The sequence below is a fragment of the Paenibacillus sp. FSL K6-2393 genome (assembly GCF_038002545.1).
In the GTDB taxonomy this organism is placed as follows: domain Bacteria; phylum Bacillota; class Bacilli; order Paenibacillales; family Paenibacillaceae; genus Paenibacillus.
On sequence record NZ_JBBOCU010000001.1, the window covers coordinates 6,075,628 to 6,094,355 of the forward strand.

General features: G+C 46.6%; 15 protein-coding genes. 7 read left to right on the forward strand and 8 right to left on the reverse strand.

Going from position 1 to position 18,728, the window contains the following annotated elements; genetic code table 11:
- Positions 1 to 145: 145 nt before the first annotated feature.
- A complete protein-coding gene (locus MHI14_RS26925; protein ID WP_133387345.1) occupies positions 146 to 469 on the forward strand; it encodes a hypothetical protein in 324 nt (107 codons plus the stop codon).
- 139 nt (positions 470 to 608) lie between these two features.
- Here the strand turns inward: MHI14_RS26925 and MHI14_RS26930 are convergent, their stop codons facing one another.
- The 3 genes from MHI14_RS26930 to MHI14_RS26940 form a co-directional block, all read right to left on the reverse strand.
- Entirely contained in the window at positions 609 to 827 is a 219-nt protein-coding gene (locus MHI14_RS26930; RefSeq protein ID WP_056692804.1) for a hypothetical protein, read from the reverse strand.
- A 243-nt stretch (positions 828 to 1,070) separates the two neighbouring features.
- Positions 1,071 to 3,251 (reverse strand): 1,3-beta-galactosyl-N-acetylhexosamine phosphorylase, encoded by a 2,181-nt coding sequence (gene gnpA, locus MHI14_RS26935; RefSeq protein WP_341131650.1) that lies wholly within the window; start codon positions 3,249 to 3,251, stop codon positions 1,071 to 1,073.
- 13 nt (positions 3,252 to 3,264) lie between these two features.
- Positions 3,265 to 4,284 carry a glycoside hydrolase family 88/105 protein gene (locus MHI14_RS26940; protein WP_341131651.1) on the reverse strand — a complete coding sequence of 340 codons (1,020 nt, stop codon included), beginning with the start codon at positions 4,282 to 4,284 and terminating at the stop codon, positions 3,265 to 3,267.
- 171 nt (positions 4,285 to 4,455) lie between these two features.
- Here MHI14_RS26940 and MHI14_RS26945 point away from each other — a divergent pair, with 171 nt between their 5' ends.
- The 3 genes from MHI14_RS26945 (at position 4,456) to MHI14_RS26955 (ending at position 9,881) form a co-directional block, all read left to right on the forward strand.
- The gene (locus MHI14_RS26945; protein ID WP_341131652.1) at positions 4,456 to 5,403 is read left to right on the forward strand and encodes an AraC family transcriptional regulator; all 948 of its coding nucleotides are present in this window, start codon (positions 4,456 to 4,458) and stop codon (positions 5,401 to 5,403) included.
- A 231-nt stretch (positions 5,404 to 5,634) separates the two neighbouring features.
- Positions 5,635 to 8,766 carry an ATP-binding protein gene (locus tag MHI14_RS26950; RefSeq protein WP_341131653.1) on the forward strand — a complete coding sequence of 1,044 codons (3,132 nt, stop codon included), beginning with the start codon at positions 5,635 to 5,637 and terminating at the stop codon, positions 8,764 to 8,766.
- A complete protein-coding gene (locus MHI14_RS26955) occupies positions 8,763 to 9,881 on the forward strand; it encodes a response regulator (protein WP_133387350.1) in 1,119 nt (372 codons plus the stop codon). Before MHI14_RS26950 ends, MHI14_RS26955 begins: the two co-directional genes overlap by 4 nt.
- 112 nt (positions 9,882 to 9,993) lie before the next feature.
- Here MHI14_RS26955 and MHI14_RS26960 read toward each other — a convergent pair whose 3' ends face one another.
- Both MHI14_RS26960 and MHI14_RS26965 read right to left on the reverse strand, forming a co-directional pair.
- Positions 9,994 to 11,178, reverse strand: coding sequence for a DUF4317 domain-containing protein (locus MHI14_RS26960; protein ID WP_091038856.1), 1,185 nt, complete (start codon positions 11,176 to 11,178; stop codon positions 9,994 to 9,996).
- Between the two features lie 222 nt (positions 11,179 to 11,400).
- The gene (locus tag MHI14_RS26965) at positions 11,401 to 12,108 is read right to left on the reverse strand and encodes a DNA alkylation repair protein (protein ID WP_133387351.1); all 708 of its coding nucleotides are present in this window, start codon (positions 12,106 to 12,108) and stop codon (positions 11,401 to 11,403) included.
- Positions 12,109 to 12,623: 515 nt separating this feature from the next.
- On the opposite strand from MHI14_RS26965, the gene MHI14_RS26970 reads away from it, so the two are divergent.
- On the forward strand, positions 12,624 to 13,787 hold the full coding sequence (locus MHI14_RS26970) for a glycoside hydrolase family 27 protein (RefSeq protein WP_133387352.1): 1,164 nt from the start codon (positions 12,624 to 12,626) through the stop codon (positions 13,785 to 13,787).
- Complete coding sequence (locus MHI14_RS26975) at positions 13,788 to 13,991, forward strand: hypothetical protein (RefSeq protein WP_074093540.1); 204 nt, start codon at positions 13,788 to 13,790, stop codon at positions 13,989 to 13,991.
- 3 nt (positions 13,992 to 13,994) lie between these two features.
- Here MHI14_RS26975 and MHI14_RS26980 read toward each other — a convergent pair whose 3' ends face one another.
- The gene (locus MHI14_RS26980) at positions 13,995 to 14,804 is read right to left on the reverse strand and encodes a helix-turn-helix domain-containing protein (protein WP_133387353.1); all 810 of its coding nucleotides are present in this window, start codon (positions 14,802 to 14,804) and stop codon (positions 13,995 to 13,997) included.
- Between the two features lie 81 nt (positions 14,805 to 14,885).
- On the opposite strand from MHI14_RS26980, the gene MHI14_RS26985 reads away from it, so the two are divergent.
- Positions 14,886 to 16,421, forward strand: a complete 1,536-nt coding sequence (locus MHI14_RS26985) for a carboxylesterase/lipase family protein (protein ID WP_133387354.1) — start codon at positions 14,886 to 14,888, stop codon at positions 16,419 to 16,421.
- 171 nt (positions 16,422 to 16,592) lie between these two features.
- On the opposite strand, the gene MHI14_RS26990 is transcribed toward MHI14_RS26985, so the two are convergent.
- Positions 16,593 to 17,936, reverse strand: coding sequence for a sensor histidine kinase (locus MHI14_RS26990; RefSeq protein WP_341131654.1), 1,344 nt, complete (start codon positions 17,934 to 17,936; stop codon positions 16,593 to 16,595).
- Positions 17,929 to 18,621 (reverse strand): response regulator transcription factor, encoded by a 693-nt coding sequence (locus MHI14_RS26995; RefSeq protein WP_339312159.1) that lies wholly within the window; start codon positions 18,619 to 18,621, stop codon positions 17,929 to 17,931. Before MHI14_RS26995 ends, MHI14_RS26990 begins: the two co-directional genes overlap by 8 nt.
- Positions 18,622 to 18,728 lie beyond the last annotated feature (107 nt).

Sequence of the window (18,728 nt, forward strand, 5' to 3'; positions counted from 1 at the left end):
GCCGACAAACTGCTTACCGACTAGGGCATTGACCATAATACCTATGTTTACCCCAAAAAATCCTATAATCCACTTGTAAATTATATTATTCCGGGTATAATACTTGGTATATAGAAAAGTGAAGCCGACTGGAGTGAATAACGCCATGAGTTCTTGGACACAAGCTTGGGTTAACGATTATTTGGATTTATATAATTATGCCCGTACCATAGGAGACTCGGAATGGGCTGAAGATATTCTCGAAAAGCTTCAAGAGCAGAAGGATGAATTGCTACAGAAAGAACGAAAGGTTGTTATGCTGCGTGAATTGCTTGCCAACTATGACCGGATTAACAACCAGCTATTGGAAATATTTAATAAACTGCGGGTCGCTTCCGAAGGTTCTCAGACCGATTCCCTACAGGAGCAATGGTTCAAATTAAAGCTTATGCGTATCGATGTGTCGAGGAAAATTCTTCAATATAAATAAAGAAAAAAGCCGGTCTGCAGTTCGTCTGCTTAACCCGCCTTGATTAAGGCTTACTACGCTTTTGATGTGATGCGTACAGTCAACTGTTCCGCGCATTATGTAAAGCCCGCCAGCTTTACATTAAATAAATTATCGATAATTACATGGATGCTTTCTTCATGTTGCTCATCATGCCCATCATTGTAGTCATCATTTCGTCACATTCTTGCATACAGGACATCATTTTATTCATATCCATGCCTTCCATCATGCTTTTGTCTTCCATGCATTCCATCATCATCTTCATGGATTTCATCTTGCACATCATTTCTTCCATACACATGTTCATCATCATGTTCATCATCATCATATTTTCCATCATCCATACCTCCTATTAAAATGTAGTAGACTTCCTTTTTTTAGCATAAACGATAGCCTACATAAAAGCAATCTCTTTCCTCTTGCATTTCCATAAAATTTCTTGTATAATACGCATTTAACTTATCAATCCAGTCGGGAATACAGCCTTTAAACAGATACTGAATACAACAAAAGCTCAAGCATTGGCTGATTGCCGCAGCTTGAGCTTTTTTCGTTATGAAATAGAACCTATATCTGCTTCTTACACCGATTTGTTTAAACCAATTTTGGTGATCACCGTATCATACGGATCTAATTCTACGGTTTGTTTTCCATGCTCCGTATCAATCGTCGTGGACTGAACCTGATCGCTGTTATTGATCACTACCAATATGTTGCTCTCAGGGTAGTAGGCACATTCGGTATACAAGTTATCCGTGATATATTTCGCGTTACCCACTTCATTGCCCGCAAAACGAATCAGATTTTGCAGTAATCTTGTATTTTCCCAGTTAAATTCGAATGAAGACAGATAGATTCCTTGGCCTTTTCCGAAGGCATGTGTAGACAACGTGATGTTGCCATCTGTCTCGTGCAATACCTTAGCAGTCCCATCCGTTAGATAAATGTCACCTTTACCTTTTGACGTGATATTTGCAGTTTCCGGCACCAAACCATGCTCATCGTAAGCCTCATACGACCATTTTCCATGAACAACTCTTGCACCTGTATCTTCATCTACCCCAAGCACATGCGCCATTCTGAAAAAGCTGTCGTACCCTTCAGCCGCTGAAGGCTGATTGATACCCATAAATGTTCCGCCTTCGTACACCCATTGGGTCAGGATGTCTACACATTGGTGGTCATTCCAGTGCGCTCCACCACTCCAGGCAGAGCCAGCGGAACCGGCATTAATGACAACATTCACATCCTTCAATATACCCTGACGAATATCCTCAAAATCAATGAATTTGACCTCGATCGGCAACCCGGCTAATGCCTCATTCACATGGATCAGATCATGCATATGCGTTTCATGAAAATGACCGGACAAGGTCCACGATCTTAACTTGCCCCAGCTATGCAGCACGGCTACCTTTGTTTTGATCTGATACGGTTTTCCCTCTTGATGCAGCTCTTTCATTTCCCTGAATTCATGGGCAATCTTCTCGATATAATCCACAAAGTCCGGGTAAGGCTCAACAAGATGCAAATATCCACCCAGTCCAATCCGGTCTATCGACTCACGCAGCAGCGCACGCCGGATATTAATCCAATATTTCTTCGCATCCAGGGTAGGATCTCCGCCCTCCTTGAAGGTAGGAAGCCCACCTAAGCCAACTGGGAACAAGTAGGGATGCAAGCGAATCTCATGGGTATCAGCCTTAACACCTGAGCACATTCTAGCCTCATAACCGGAGAACACACATTTGATCATGCCGTCGAATCCAAATTCCTCAAAGCGATCATTGTACGGCTCCATGCCTACCCAGCTGTCATCATAGAAGACATACGCCAGCTTGTCATGTTTGTGCACAATATCAATCAACTTTTTACCGAATTCAATGACAAAATCATTGATAAATGCCATCCAGTCCAGTTTGCGCTGATCCGCAGGCATATGAGTGACCTGATATTTACCGCCATTTACAAAGTCTTCGGCGGAGAGTGAATACCCATATTTTTGAGCAAACAGATCCAGCGCTCTCGAACTTACTGTGAAATCGTATGAACCCCAATCCGAGAACAGATGGCGATTCCGCTCATCACTGCCCCAGATCCAGGCGAAGTTATAAAATAGGGACGTAAAACGTACAACCGTTGTTTCCGGGTGTTCTTGGCACCACTTTTCCATCCAATCCAGCAGATAGGTTTGTGTGTCCGTATAGATCGGGTCAATCTGCATCAGATGCTCTTTGTCCCAATTATTCGTCGTGTGATTGTACATGGAGATCTCTTCCCAGATCCGATAAACCATGAAACTCACAGTGTATTTATGCCAAGGAGCAACGCCAGTAATGACAACATTGCCAGATTCCCTTTCATAATTCCACTGTCCTCTAGGTACCTCTTCCCCAGTCGTTCGATCATAAACTTGCCAATATTTAAACGCTTCTTTGGAATCATTCACCCTGAATTGTTCAGCGAAGAAATCCTCCATCAGATAGATGGATACATAATCTTGTACAGCGACCTTCGGATTCGTAATGAGAAAACATTGCTGCAGTTTATCCAGATTACGGGATGCCCACTCATTATGATCCCGAATAATGCAAATGGTTGAATAGATGCCATATCCGGCATTGATAATCTCATCGGACAACTTTGTACCGTCACTGTCTCGAATCACATCGGCACCCCAGCGGTTGGCAAGTTCAAGCGTCAGTGCTTCATAACCGGATTCTCCCGGTAGTGTAAAGGAGCCTTTGGTTAATTTGGACAATTGGGTTCCCTCCCTATCTCAACATATCGGACAGAAAAGCGAGTGCCAGGCCCTGACCCCAGCCTTGAATCCAGTCTTTTGGAATATTGCGATAGCCATCCCGATCCTTCATTACCGCCGTACCGCCAGATACACCAAGCACACGCCCATCTTCGCTAATGTTGTTCAGGATGCCTTCCAAAGCTTTTTGCACATATTTGGTATGCAGTGGATTACCGTTATTGATCATCGCTGCTGCAATACCAGCGGAAGCTGATACCTCTTCATACGAATCTTCGTCATCCAACACCGTACGCCACAAGCCGTTCTCGGTCTGCACGAGCTTGAGAGCCGCCAATTGATCACGAAGGGCACACTCTACATCCATACATTGCGGATACAAATACCAGTCGTTGAGCTGAGGTTTTACTTGAGACATCGTATAGGCTCCCCAAGCGTTTGCTCTTCCCCAATAAAATCCGGACATATGGTCCTTGTTGATATTGTTATAACCGTGATACCACAGACTGCTGCTCGGATCTTGAAGGTATTTGATATGCCAGTAATACTGATTCAGCGCATCCTGAATCATGGCTTCATCTTTTAATTTGCTACCTACGCGAAGCAGGAAAAATGCCGCCATAAACAAGGTATCCGCCCAAGCCTGTTCCGGAAAATCATTGGAAACGGATACCGTATGCTGAAGCACATTGTCTCCAAAGCGCAGCGCATGGTTCTGGAGATAATCGACTTTGCTGAGGACAATATCCCAATATTTCTGATCTCCGGTTTCTTCATATAAAGTGATGAGCACATGACCCATGGCACATGTATTTACCGTCCAACTTGGCAGACCCAGCTCGATATATTCGTCCGCCCATTTCACCAGCCTGTCCAGAATCTCTTGGTTGCCTGTTGTTTGATAGGCTCTGGATACGCCATAATAAGCCACTCCACCGGGCCAATCCCATGTCAGATCCATATCCAGTGTTTTCTTGGTAACGCTCTCGATTACGTTTAGAATCTGTTCCCTGTCATATTTCACTTGAAGCATTGTTATTCCCCTCTCCCTTCGCACACGCCCCCAAGTGCGTCCTGAGAGGTGTCCGTCCATTTTTGTAAACGCTTTACTTATTCCATTGTACGCAGTAAAATAGTCTCAATCTAAGCATATTCGCAACAAAACTGTGCAATTTCAATCATTTATACATAGGAGTCCTCGAAAATGTCCAAACCGAAGAAACCGGTCATTGAATATCGTCACTACAGCCTGCCCATTGATTTCCCTGTCCTGTTACTCAGTGGAGACCGCTGGAGAATATCCGATATCAAGAGTGAGCATCTTCATTTCCATAACCACATGGAGATTGGCATCTGTTATTCCGATGGAGGAATCATGGAGATTAAGGGAGAATCTGTGCCTTTTCGGGCAGGCGACATCACCTTCATTCCCCGATACCTTCCGCATACCACATACAGTTCACCTAATAACGCCAGCCTGTGGGCTTATATCTTTTTTTCACCGGAAGAACTCTTCCATCATTCGCTCAAAACAGCACAAACTCACATTGAACCGAATTTATGGGCGATTCAGGGAGCCAATTGTATTCTGAATAAGGAAAAGTATCCCAAAATTCACATGCTCGCAACATCAGTGGTAGAAGAGATCAAGCAGCAGTCTCCCTATTATCGGGAGAGCGCGTACGGCTTGTTGATGTCTCTATATATCGAACTGCTTCGAATTCATGCGAGCAGCGAGCGCTTGTCATCTCAGGATCAGGAACGGGAACGAGACCTCCAAGGGGACTTGGTCATCTCACCCGTGCTGGAGTTTATCACCAAAAACTATATGATGCCCGTGACCATCGACTACCTCGCTGATCTTTGTCATCTGAGTACAACGCATTTTCGCCGCAAGTTCCATGAAATTATGGGAACCACACCGCTCGATTTTCTGAATAGTACCCGGGTCGAAGAAGCCTGCAAGCGATTGAAAAGCACGGAGGCCTCCATTCTATCTATCTCTGAGCAGGTCGGCTTCCGATCCATCTCCAGCTTTAACCGTTGCTTCGCTAAACTGATGGGAGAATCACCCAAAGCCTGGCGCAAAGGGGCTCATACCGAAGCACAGTCTGCAAAAGCGTCGATATTGGAATTCACGGGTTGGGTATGAATTCACGTACAACATATTGAAATAACCTTTCTCATAAAAAAGGTACAAAAAAGCCCAAAAGTCGTGATGACTTTCGGGCTTTTTCCTCACAATAAACAAATAATAAACAGAAAAAAATGTCGAAATTTGATTGCGCCCCCTAGAGATATTCGCTACAATGCCGATAGAATACAAGAGATTTTGTCCGAATCTACCAAAGGTTTTGAACAAACTCTAAAGGAGCAGCATTTCGTGTTATTAAAAATTTCAGGCGTTGTCCTGACTGTTGTACTCGCTATTACCGTACTGCTCCTGTCAACGATCAGAGAACCCCAATCTGCGGCTCTTCATGCCCGTCAAGGTGTTATGGACCTATCGGACTGGAACCCAGAACAGGACAAGCGGATCAAGCTGGACGGGGAGTGGGAATTTTACTGGGAGCGATTGCTTCCTGACGAATCTGCAACTCCGAATCAGGCTGGTCCAACGAAAGCACCCGATACCTATGCAACCGTTCCCGGCTCCTGGAATCGACTTAAAGTGGATGGCGAACGACTGCCAACCCACGGCTTTGCCACGTATCGACTGGTGCTGCGTAATGCACCTGTTGAAGGAACACTGGCGATCAAAAAAATGAACATTCGTTTTGCCAGCGAAATCTACATCAATGGCAACAAGCTGCTGGAAGACGGGCATGCCGTGGCAAAATCCGCAGGTTACCGACCAGGAAACTCCCCCCAGATTGGCTTTTTCCCCTATCATGGCGGTGACATTGAGATTTTGATCCGGGTGGCTAATTACGATTACACGGACTCTGGCATTCCGGGTCCACTCTTTTTTGGCGAACAAGCAGCCATGCTGAAAAAACATCAATTCAACACAGCTATCGAATTTGGCACGCTTGCTGTACTGGGTACCATTTCGATCATATTCCTCATCAGTTACCTAGGGTCTGCACTCTACCGAAACAGGGACGATTCCCTGCTGCTGATTGGTCTAATCTGTCTGTTATATGCACTCTATAACGGCATGATCAGCGAACGTGTGTTATCCATGGCGGGCACGGAAATTTCCTTTAGCACACTCTATAAATTAAAAGATTTCTGCTCCGTGGCATGTCTGGGTCTGCTAACCTTTTACTTCTACCGATTCAAAACAGGCATTCTGTCCAGTATGCTCACAGCGGTGATCCTCATCATCTTCGGAGCATACTTATGCATGGTCGCGCTCCTGCCTATTTCCATCTATGGGCTGGCTGCACCTTACGTCGTCGTTATGTACACGTTGCTGCTGCTCTGGTTGCTGTATCAATGTGCAAAACAGTTCCTAACCAGTGAGAAGGGCGAACGGCTGTCTACTTTTCTGTGGTACGCAGCTCTCTTAAGCATCATGCTGTACTGTCTGGACATTAATCTCTTCTCGATCTCGCTCAAGGAAAACATGAATATCGGGCAGGCTTCCATTGTCCTGTTCAGCATCCTGATGCTGTTTCTGGCGGTGCTTCGGTTCTTCGAGGCCTATCGTACGGTTCGCACCCTCAAAGATCAGTTGCTCTTACTCGACAAAGTGAAGGATGACTTCTTGTCCAATACTTCGCATGAGCTCAAAACACCGCTGAACGCGATTGTCAACATCAGTGAAAGCCTGCTTAAAGGCGCAGAAGGTCCCCTTACCGATGAGCAAGCGCACAATCTGGCGATCGTGACGGGAAGTGGAAGACGATTAACCTATCTGGTCGATGAATTGCTGGATTATTCGAAAATGAAACATGGCGACATCCCGCTCCACCGGTCTTCGACCGATCTGTACTCGTTTGTAGAATCGGTCATGCGTATGCACTCCTTCCTGCTTGGCACGAAAAAGGTGGAGCTTATCAACCGCATCCCGGCGCATTTCCCGCCGATCTATGCAGACGGCAACCGACTGATTCAGATTTTGCATAATCTGATCGGCAATGCAGTTAAGTTCACGGAACGGGGCACGGTAAGCATCAAAGCCACAGTTGTGCAAGGCAAAGCGGAAATGCGCATTGTGGATACTGGTCGTGGCATCGGCAAGGACAAGCTGGAGCACATCTTCCTGCCATTCGAGCAGGAAGCAGATACCGGTCCAGCCGTTGCTGGAGGCACCGGTCTTGGACTAAGCATTACGCGCAAGTTGGTCGAACTGCACGGAGGAACCATTCATGCGGAATCGGCACCCGGCATGGGGGCCACGTTCATCCTGACCTTTCCTCTCGCAGATGGCAAAGGAGAGAAACGATCCAACGCCATGCCACTTACCATAGCTCCTACAAGTCATGGTAATCAGCTACTAAGGTTCGAAGAACCAACGATTGTACAAGGGAATAAAGACGAATGGATCATCGTTGTGGATGATGACTCGGCTAATTTGCAGACAATCGTGAATCTCTTGAAGTTGGAAGGGTACAGTTATGCGGTAACCTCACGTTCCCCTTCTGTACTGGAACTGCTCGACCAGCTTCCTGCTGTACATCTGGTCATTGCCGACATTATGATGCCGGACATGTCGGGTTACGAATTGCTGGAACGGATCAGGGAGCGCTTCTCTCCTTCCGAGTTGCCTGTACTCATGCTGACAGCGAGTAATAAAGCTAATCAATTGAAGTTGGCCTTGGAGAAAGGCGCCAATGATTTTGTATCCAAGCCGTTCGAATCGGAGGAACTGCTGGCACGGATCGGCGGTTTGACTCGGATGAAAACATCCGTCCAAGCTGCGCGAGATGCGGAAATATCTTTTTTGCGGTCACAGATGAACCCACACTTTCTGTATAACGCTCTGAACGCCATTGCCGAATTGTGCATGGATGCGCCGAATCGGGCAGAACAATTGATTTTGCAATTATCGAGTTATTTAAGACGCAGTGTGCACTTCAAACATCTGGACTCAAAAACCAGCCTGATGAACGAATTGGAGATGATCGAGGCATACGTAGCGATTGAGCAAGCCCGCTTTGGGTCAAGGTTGGAGGTCATTATTGATGTGGATGCGGATGTGAACCGGAACATGGACATTCCGCCCCTCACGTTGCAGCCCCTGATTGAAAACGCCATTCGGCATGGGCTGATGTCCAGCATTCGCGGTGGTCGGGTCATGTTGTCTATACGTAATCTGAATGATACGGAAACACGCTTCTCCATCGAGGACAACGGAATCGGCATAACCAAGCAACGGATGGACGAAATTCGGCAATCCACGGACGGCAGTAACGGCGTTGGACTATGGAATATTTCCAGCCGGTTGAACCTGCTGTATGGCAGACACCTTCAGATGGAAAGTCTGGACGGCGAGGGAACGCGGATTACATTTGATCTTCCAAATCAACGTCAAAGCATAGATGGGAATGGGGGTTATGAAACATGATAAAAGTCATCATCGTGGATGATGAGGATTTGTCGCTGAAGCGACTGAATCGCATTTTGACAGAAAGCGGAGAAGTTGAGGTGTCTCGCGCATTTCACGACCCGGAGGAAGCCAGTGAATATGCAGCAGAGAATAGCTTCGATGCGGCATTTCTGGACATTACGATGCCTCGCATCTCGGGTATGCAACTCATTGGTGAATTGCGTAAACATCATCCTTCACTTCCAATCGTGCTGGTGACTGGATATGAGGAATATGCGGTGCAGGCCTTCGACAAAGAGGTGATTGATTACGTCATCAAGCCTGTCACGGCAGAGCGACTGAACCGCAGCATCAAGCGGTTGCAGGAAAAGCTTCACGAGTCCATGCCAACACCTGAACCAGCGGTGCCGGAACCCAAACTGAACGTTCGTCTGTTCGGTGAATTCACCGTGTTTGGTGGAGCCGGAGCAGACAGTCCCATCAAGCTTAGAACGCCCAAGACGGAAGAATTGCTGGCATTCTTGCTGTATACCAAATCGACCACCCGCGATGCCTTGGCCGATACGTTGTGGAAAGACCTCAGTCCGCAGAAAGCCTGGACCAACATCAACTCCACACTGTACTACGTGCGACGTGCCATCGGTGATAACAGTGACGTGCCGATCATTCTCAAGGACAGAAACGGTATCCGTATCGACCGGGAAGCCATTAACTGTGATCTGTACGAGTTCGAGGCTTTGTTCCGGCAGATGCGTCAGGCATCGGCACATCGCCCCGAGCTCTTTGAGCGGATGGACACGTTGTATACGGGTGAACTCCTGAGAGGAAGGCATTATGAGTGGGCTTTCGCGTGGTCCAGACAGCTGGAGCTGGATTTCATCATGACGATGGAAACCGCGGCGCACTATCACGCGAAGGCAGGCGAGCCGTTACGGGCGCTGTATTATTTTGAACGTATCCTCCAGATTGATTCGATTCGGGAAGATATTCATCGCGAGATCATCCTCTTGTATCTGTCGCTTGGACGAAGAACCGAAGCGCAGCGCCAGTATCTGGTACTGGAGGAATTGCTCCAAGAGGAGCTTGGCTCCAGTCCGGCAGCGGATATCAAACAATTGTTGCGTCAATCATGAAATATCAAGAAAGCCCAAGCTTTGGCATAATGCCTAGGCTTGGGCTTTTTTTCAACATATATGGACGTTCATTCGTCATGGTCTGATGATTTTACATCATCATGGTCTACAATCAATCCTCATTTATAAGTTTTTCGGTATTGAGCGTAAACCCTTCAATCACGACATCTTCATCCACTTCAATCATGATGCAACGTCTGCCTTGATAGTTCACCTGTTTTACATATCGCAGGTCTTGTGGGCTAACCGAAATCGTAGCAACCTTGGTTTCGATTTTAATAGACTTGGACGTGAACTTCGGCATAACACTGGTTGCCTTCATCTCATAGTTCTTGTTATCAACGATCGTTTCGAAGGCACGTTCTACTTTCTCCGTTGTCAGATCCTCTATACCGCTTGCGGTCAGTACACGTTCCAGATCTTTATAATCCAGCTTCGGAGGTTCTTCCTCATGGGACTCTTCGTTAATCTCGATGACTCGGTTGATCTCCTCATATACATGTGCAATAGTGGCTGAGTCAAGCTGTTCACCGGCCACTTCCTTGACGATATCTTCGAAGATCGCCCGTTCTTCCAGTGCGGTTACGGATCTTTCTCCATTCAATACATTTTCAACAAAATGCGGGTCCGGGAAATTCGATTTCCCTGTACAATATAGAACACGATTCACATCGGAGTAGTTGTCCGTTACGCTAGGGTACAGGAATCCTTGCTCTGGCGTGCTTAATTTGATAATCGGATCGACAATAATGTTGTATTTGAATTCTCTCTCCACGTAATCAAACAAGAGTGTCTTCCGCTGCTTCTCCGTGGAATTTACGCTGCACAGAATGAACGGATGGGCGAACACCTCATTCTTCTCACTCTCTTCCGTAGCTTCGTTTCTAGCTTTGGTTGGCAGATAATACTGTCCACGCACGAACGTAGCTACCATGTCCCGCTCAAACTTTGTATCTACCAGCATTCGATCCACGAGCAGCAGCATCAGATCCTGCCATTCATCCGGATCACCTGTTACCAGCGCCTGGTGAAGCAGTACCTGAGCCGGGTCCTCCGCCGCTTCCTGGAACTTCAATTCAAACAACTTCTGATCCAAATCACCTGTCAGCAATTTTTTGAAATTGCCCATGTACAGCTCCTGCTTCTCTCTGTCCACCAGTTCGAACGGGTGACGCTCCCAGTGATAGACCTCATTGGTTTCCTTCGTAATATACACGTTGAGAATATCGTAAATATTCAGTAGATCGTGATCGAGTTTAAATTGCTTGCGTATATGCGCGACTTCTTTTTTATTCATATTGGATTCGGCAACTCCTTAGATATGTTTCTGGCTTTATTAGTATAAAGGATCGACAGAAAATTTGTTGACTAACTTGTAGCTTGACGGTTACTAGATTTCAGTTACCCAAGTACGTGATACTCACAACAACACAAAAAGGGAGACACTCTCTACGTTCATACGAGCACCTCCTGCATGTGTTACATCTCCTGATGTTCTAGTCTATTACAGTGATTCCCATTAACATCTTACATATTTACGCTTGAAGCCCGTCCGCCCTTTTTCCACTGCCTTTTGGATATTCTCAGAGGCATTCAGCAGCTTGCTCTTGGGCATGTCCTTGTTCACTTCGACAGGTCCCACAGTCTTGGCTATCTCCACTGCCTGATCGTGCAACGGTTGATAGGATGTTGCAACGGTATACAGGAAGTTGTTCATCGAATATTTCGTTCGTTCCGGGGATTCGTGAATCGTCTTTTTCACCTGTTCCAGCATCTCCATCAGTTTATTCTCCGAAAACTCAGCATCCTTTCGACTGCCGAGCAACCAACAGTAACAGCTCCATCCTGCTGACATTTTCAGCTCATCACCGCTCGCGATCCACTTATCCGAAACTTCTTGAGCAATATCCGTCTCTGCCAATGTGACGGCAACGATGAAGTCAGAGATCATGTAAAAATAAGCAGCATCAATCCAACGGTCAAAATCTGCTTCCGTCATCGCTTGAGGATCGGCAATCACACCAGCAAAGTACATCGCATCATAATTCCCCGTTGCGTATAGTTGCTCTGCCAAAGGTTGATCCTTTTTGATCCGCTTCGCCATTGGTTTCATCGCCCCGGTTGCCACGCCAAATAACGGTTCATGCGCACCATTGGAGATATAGATTTTTTTCGTTCGTTCTTTGCCCAGCGCTTCTAGCTCTTGCATCACTTCGTCTAGATTCATTTGGCAACACTCCCAATCCTATAAATTATATATCTGATCATATCAAACGGACACTTATGTTTAACGAAAAACCGATGGAAAATCGCACATTATCCAATTGGAACCCTTCTGCCATATGCATAATCGTCCCGGCGGGATTGTTACCATTCGTATGAGGGATTCCCCACTGGGGTATTTTTCCTGAAAGAACTGAATACTATTCAGATTTCCCTGTTGCTCTGACATCCTGTTCGAGCATTATCACCGATCATAACATCTATACCATTGTTTCGCACAGATCCCTGAAAAGATAGATATAACTTCTTCGCAGACAGACATTTTTCCTTTCTTATGCTTCTACCGGCAACTTCTGAATACCTGCCGAGAGCCTGATTGGAAGAGCTAATTCTCCCAGCACAGTAGAGCAACATATGTCCATATCCAAGCAACGTTAAGCTATGGCAGGAAACGTCGCTCATCGTTTATGTTCAGTTTAGTATTGTTAACAAAACCGAGATGAGGAAGGATGCGTGAGCATGAGCAACAATCAAGTGTTAGGCTTTGCCCCTGCCCTGGGCTGGAATTCGTGGAATACCTTTACGTGGGATATTAACGAACAATTAATTCGTGATGTCGCTGATGTGTTTGTATCGGAAGGTTATCTGGCCGCTGGTTACGAGTATATTGTCATTGATGATTGCTGGAGCCTGAAAGAACGTGATGCGAGCGGCAATCTGGTGGCTGACCCGGATAAATTCCCGAGTGGAATGAGAGCGCTTTCCGATTATATCCATAGCAAAGGACTAAAATTCGGCATGTATTCATGCGTAGGTACGCATACATGTGCCGGGTATCCAGGCAGCTTCGAGCATGAATTCCAGGATGCTGCCCTTTTTGCCGAATGGGGCGTTGATTATTTGAAGTATGATTACTGCTTCAAGCCGCGCCATATCTCAGGAGAGCTGCTATACAAACGGATGAGCCTTGCGCTCAAAAACTGCGGACGCGATATCCTGTTCTCCGCCTGCAACTGGGGAGCCGACGATGTATACGATTGGATTCGGGAATCGGGCGCTCATATGTACCGCTCCACCGGCGATATCCGTGACAATTGGGATTCAGTGAAGGAACTTGCCCTGTCTCAATTGGGAAAACAAAGCTACACCGGCTCCTTCTGCCATAACGACATGGATATGCTGATTGTAGGTATGTACGGTGGAAGCAACAATGATTATATTGGCAGCATCGGTGGATGCAACGACATCGAATATAAAACCCACTACTCACTCTGGTCCATGATGGGGTCCCCATTAATGATCGGATGTGACGTGCGCAAGGCTAACCAGATTACAAAGGATATTCTCCTGAATCCTGACCTGATTGCCATTAATCAGGATGTAGAAGCGCGCGGAGCTTACCGCATTAAACCAGAGCCGCAATGGTTTCACACAGACGATGTATTTATGCTAGTGAAGGTACTCACAGATGGTGATCTAGCTATTGGCTTCTTCAACCTGAGTGACAGCCAGCGGGAATTGTCTTTGCAATTTTGGGATATGGGTCTGCCTTACGCTGCCGGTTATGCGCTGTCCCTGTATGATTGCTGGGAACATAAAGAGCTTGGCGTATTCCGCGAACGCTTCGCTCCCGTTGTCGCAGCACATGACTGTTTAGTTGTGCGTGCCAAACTGGTGAAATAGATGGCTCAACATCGCCTGTGCACCTCGTGTCAGGTTCCGCTCTCTTCAGACGATGTGGGCATCTACCTCAAATTGATCTCGCGCTCTGCCCAGCAATTTCTGTGCATCGATTGTATAGGAGTGAAGCTGAACTGTGGACGCGAGCCTATTGAGAAGCTGATCCGTTATTTCCGAGAGTCCGGGAACTGCGCCCTGTTCCGTTAACCGTTATGCCTTGGTCCGATGCAGCGTCATGTACGCTGTTGGCGTGTGTGAAGTTGCTTTCTTGAATACTTTGGAAAAATATAACGGATCATTGTAGCCGACAGAATAAGCTACCGATTGAATCGGCAGGCCCGACGTTTTCAGCAGTTCACAGGCGCGCTCGATTCGGCAGGATGTAATATACTCCAAAACAGACTTGCCGGTTGCTGCCTTAAACAGACGAAACAAATAACTGCGCTCCAGATTAACTGCCTTTACGATCTCGGTGACGGTCAATGTCGGTTTCCAGTAGTTCTGCTCGATGTACTTTCTCGCCAGCCAGACATAATCCTTGGCGTACACCTGCGGCTCCTTCGGATAATGTTCCATATAGTAAGAGAGCAGCAGACGCAAACGGGCATCCGCCCGCAGTAATTCATAAGATGATGCACCCGCGTTCCAGGCAAGGTGGAAAAAAGGCTGCAATGTCTCCGGAGAGACCGTCACCACGGGTTGTACCTCTGAGAGCTGTGTCAGCCCCAGCAACCGCCCGGCATCCTCACCGCTAAACTCCACCCAGACGTACTCCCATGGATCTTGCGGGTCTGGATAATAGTAAATCTCCTTTTGCGGAAATATGATAAAGCTTTCCCCCGTAACGAGCCGAAAAACGCGGCCGCCCGTCTCCAGCGTCCCTTGACCGCGGATAATATAGTGCAGCGCATAAACGTCACGCACGCCTGGCCCCCATTGATGAGCGTTGGCCGGCTTGTGACCACCGCTGATAAAATACAAATTACTGGCTCTACTGCTCTCATGCCAAATCGGATTCAACCTTGATTCCCCCTTTCTAATGCCACGTTGATCAGATGTTCGGTAACGCTTACACGCTAAATCCAGAGAGGAGAATGTTGTATGCTTAGAATGGTTACGGTAGAACATGGACAAGTGCAAGGACTGCCCGCGGCGGACCCGCGGATTACCAGCTTCAAGGGAATTCCTTTTGCCGCACCTCCTGTAGGTGAGAACCGCTGGCGCGCTCCGCAACCGCAGTCGAACTGGGAAGGTGTACTGCAAGCTTTTGATTTTGCCCCCATCTCCATGCAAGCCCCAACAGTCATCGATGATAACAATATCTATACCCGCGAATGGGCCGTTGATCCCGACCTGCCCATGGACGAGGATTGTCTGTATCTGAATGTCTGGACACCCGCCAAGCGTACGGACGAGAAGTTGCCTGTCTTTGTCTGGTATTTTGGCGGGGGCCTGCAAGTCGGCCATACGGCCGAAATGGAATTTGATGGCGAGCGAATCGCTCGTAGAGGTATTGTCGTTGTGACGATTAATTATCGACTGAATGCCTTTGGCTTCCTGTGCCATCCTGAGATTAGTGCTGAATCCCCCCATGCACCCGCCAACTTCGGTCATCTCGATCAGCAAGCAGGTACCCAGTGGGTCAAACGCAACATTGCCGCCTTTGGCGGTGATCCAGACCAGATCACCATCGGCGGACAGTCGGCAGGCGGAGGAAGTGTACTCAGCCAGATGACCTCTCCTCAAAATAAAGGCTTGTTCCAGCGAGCCGTCATCATGAGCGGTATAGCTACCGAGTTGTACCCGAAGGTCCGCGTGCCTTCTGTCCGCTCCACACTAAGGGATGCAGAGCAAGCAGGGGTTGAATTTTTCGGCTTCCTGGGCGTATCTTCCCTGGCTGAGGCGAGACAACTGGATGCTGAATATCTCCGTGACAAAGCACTCGAATACAAAAGCTTCTGGGGAACCGTCATCGACGAACAATTCTGCGCAGGCGATCCGTTTACTCGTTTTGTTCAGCAGGAGCGCGAGGCGATCCCCGTAATGCTGGGGCATACGTCTTCCGAATTTTGGACCCGTCCCGCCGCAGCCAATCTGGAAGAACTGAAGCAGATGGCTGTGGAGCTGTTTGGCGAGGATGCTCCTGCCTTTTTGCAGCTATGTGAGGCTGATTCCGGCCAAATCGAACATGCTCTGCAACAAGCATCGGTCCGCATGATCCAACATGCCATTCTGCTCGCCATCCGTGCGAACAGCGGTCATCTGTCCGAAACGCCTCTCTACTATTATAACTTCGACGCCGAGATTCCGGGCTGGGACCAGCCAGGCACTTTTCACTCCGTTGATCTGTGGTTTTTCTTCGAAACACTCGCCAAATGCTGGCGGCCTTTCACAGGCAAGCATTATGATCTGGCTCGCCAGATGTGTAATTATTTATCCAACTTTATTGCTACAGGTGATCCGAACGGCTCGGACTCCACCGGAAAGCTAATGCCTCATTGGACTCCTTGTACTACGGAACAGCCGTATCTCATGGAATTTGGCGATCAGGCTCAATTACAGCAGGCTGAGCCCGGACCGATGCTCGCGTTTTTAATTGAACAATATTTCAAGAAACAGAATGCACCTGTTGTTTAAAACATAAGGCTTGCCCTCTCGCGATATATGTAAGAGCCATGCTGTCGCATGGCTCTTTTTGTATAGTGTGAATGGCAGAGCGATGTTCATTCGCCTATGCCTATTTAGCGCATCATTTCAAGAGATCCGTTTTTGTTGCAAGCAATAATCATAACGTCTCTCTCCCTTCCGTTATATATGAGTCTGAGTTGGTTTGTTGATGATAACAGGTAGCTTAATCTGTAGTGAAAAGATATCTTCTTCCTGCGACACCGTCAACGTCCCGTTATGCTGCTGAATCATTTTCTGACAACTAACGAGCCCAATTTCGTTGCTATCTTTCTTTTTGCCAACACGTTTAATCTTATTCTCCACCTCAAGAATGACCCATTGTTGCCTCAAAGAAATCTGGATATGAACGGGATGCCCTGGATCGGCGTATTTTCGAATATTTGAAAATATGTTATCCATTACGCGACGCATAGCGACCAGATTAATTTCCAGTAAAAACTCCTCATGATGTGAATCTGTCTGAACCTGCACATCTATATCGTCCAAAACTACTAATTGCTCATCTATAAGTTGATCGATAAGCGCTCTACCCTCATACATTTCAAATTCTACTTCCTCTTCTTCAGCGGCAGAGGATACCGTAAAATATTCGAATAGTTTGTCCGACAGCACTTTGATCTGATAGGCCTTCTCCCGGCTATTATGAATATACTGCAACAGATCCTCATGTGTCTTATATTTGTTGAGCTCTATGATATCCATATATCCTAATAGAATCGTGAGTGGCGTTCGCAAATCATGGGAAATCGCCGTGATCAATTCACGGTTGGCCATCCTGACCCTCTCCTCGCTGCCCAGCCGCTCCACAAATGATTTCCTCATCTCATCAATACTCTGAGCCAGAGATGACAGTTCATCCTTTCCCGATATCGTAATCGAATAATCCAAATTTCCACCTTCGAGTATTTTGATCTCTTGTTCAAGCACGCCAATATAAGATGTTTTCTTATTAATCATCAGTAGAAAGGAAACAATGAACACAATGGCCGCTATGAAAACACCAATAATCAGAATGAGGTTGTAATATTGATACTCATAAAAGCTAACCAAGTATATCTGGGCATCCTGATCCGCAAAATGGATGGTGGTGATGGGTATTTTTGAGGGCACGATTTGAGTTAACAACTCTTCATTAATGGCAGGATCAATTTCCGTGTTGGAGGAAAATATCAATTTGTCTTTTGCAAAAATATACAGATTTAAGTAGCGCTCGTGTCTTATCCAAGCAGACAATTGCTCATGATCACGGGTTGACACGTTCTGGTTATCCACAAATGCTTCGAATCGATCGAGCGCATCTTGCTGCCTGTTCTCTACAAAAGTGGATTTGCTTAAATAACTATCTAATACAGTCTCGCCAACAACTTGTAAAATAACGAGTGCACTTATGGAAATGACCAAAGAAATGATAACCGCCAGAACCAGTTTAATCTTCAGCTTTTTTCCGATTAATAATCTATTCAATTTTGTACCCCTTCCCCCAAACAGTCTTCACATATTTAGGGTTCTGCGGGTCATCCTCCAGTTTGCCTCTCAAGTTACGAATATGAACCATGACCGTGTTATTACACGTATAAAAGTAGGGTTGCCCCCAAACACTCTCATATATATTTTCTGCCGAGAACACCTTTCGTCGCTTCTTAGCCAACAGCAGCAAGATCTGGTATTCAATTTCAGTTAGAGCAATCTCCTTCTCTCCAACAAACACGGCTTTTGAATCCTGATGGACGGTAAGATCCTTAACGATAATCTGGTCCTTTTCTTCGGACTTCTCCTTGCCCCGATAAACATAATACCTCCGCAGTAAAGCCTTCACCCTCGAAACAAGTTCTGTATAGGAAAATGGTTTGGACAAAAAGTCATCACTGCCTGAGGAAAAGGCCAATTGTTTGTCAGAATCCTGCGTTTTCGCCGTGAGAAACAGGATCGGTGCACTTGTTTTTTCACGAATCTCCAGACACGCCTTCAGCCCCGATTTATTGGGCATCATCATATCCAAAATAATGAGATCCGTCTCTTCGTTCACTTTATCAATCGCATCTTGGCCATCTATCGCTTCAATCACTTCATAATTTTCACTCTCTAACAGAATCCTTACAATTTCACGAATCTCACTGTTATCATCAGCAATTAGAATTTTCTTGCTCATCTGATCCCTCCGTCTAATTTCAGTATAATATGCGCTATTAGCGACTACCAGCAAATACAATCGACTTAAGAATTCTTCAGAAGTTATGTAGGTATCTCTTAATAATT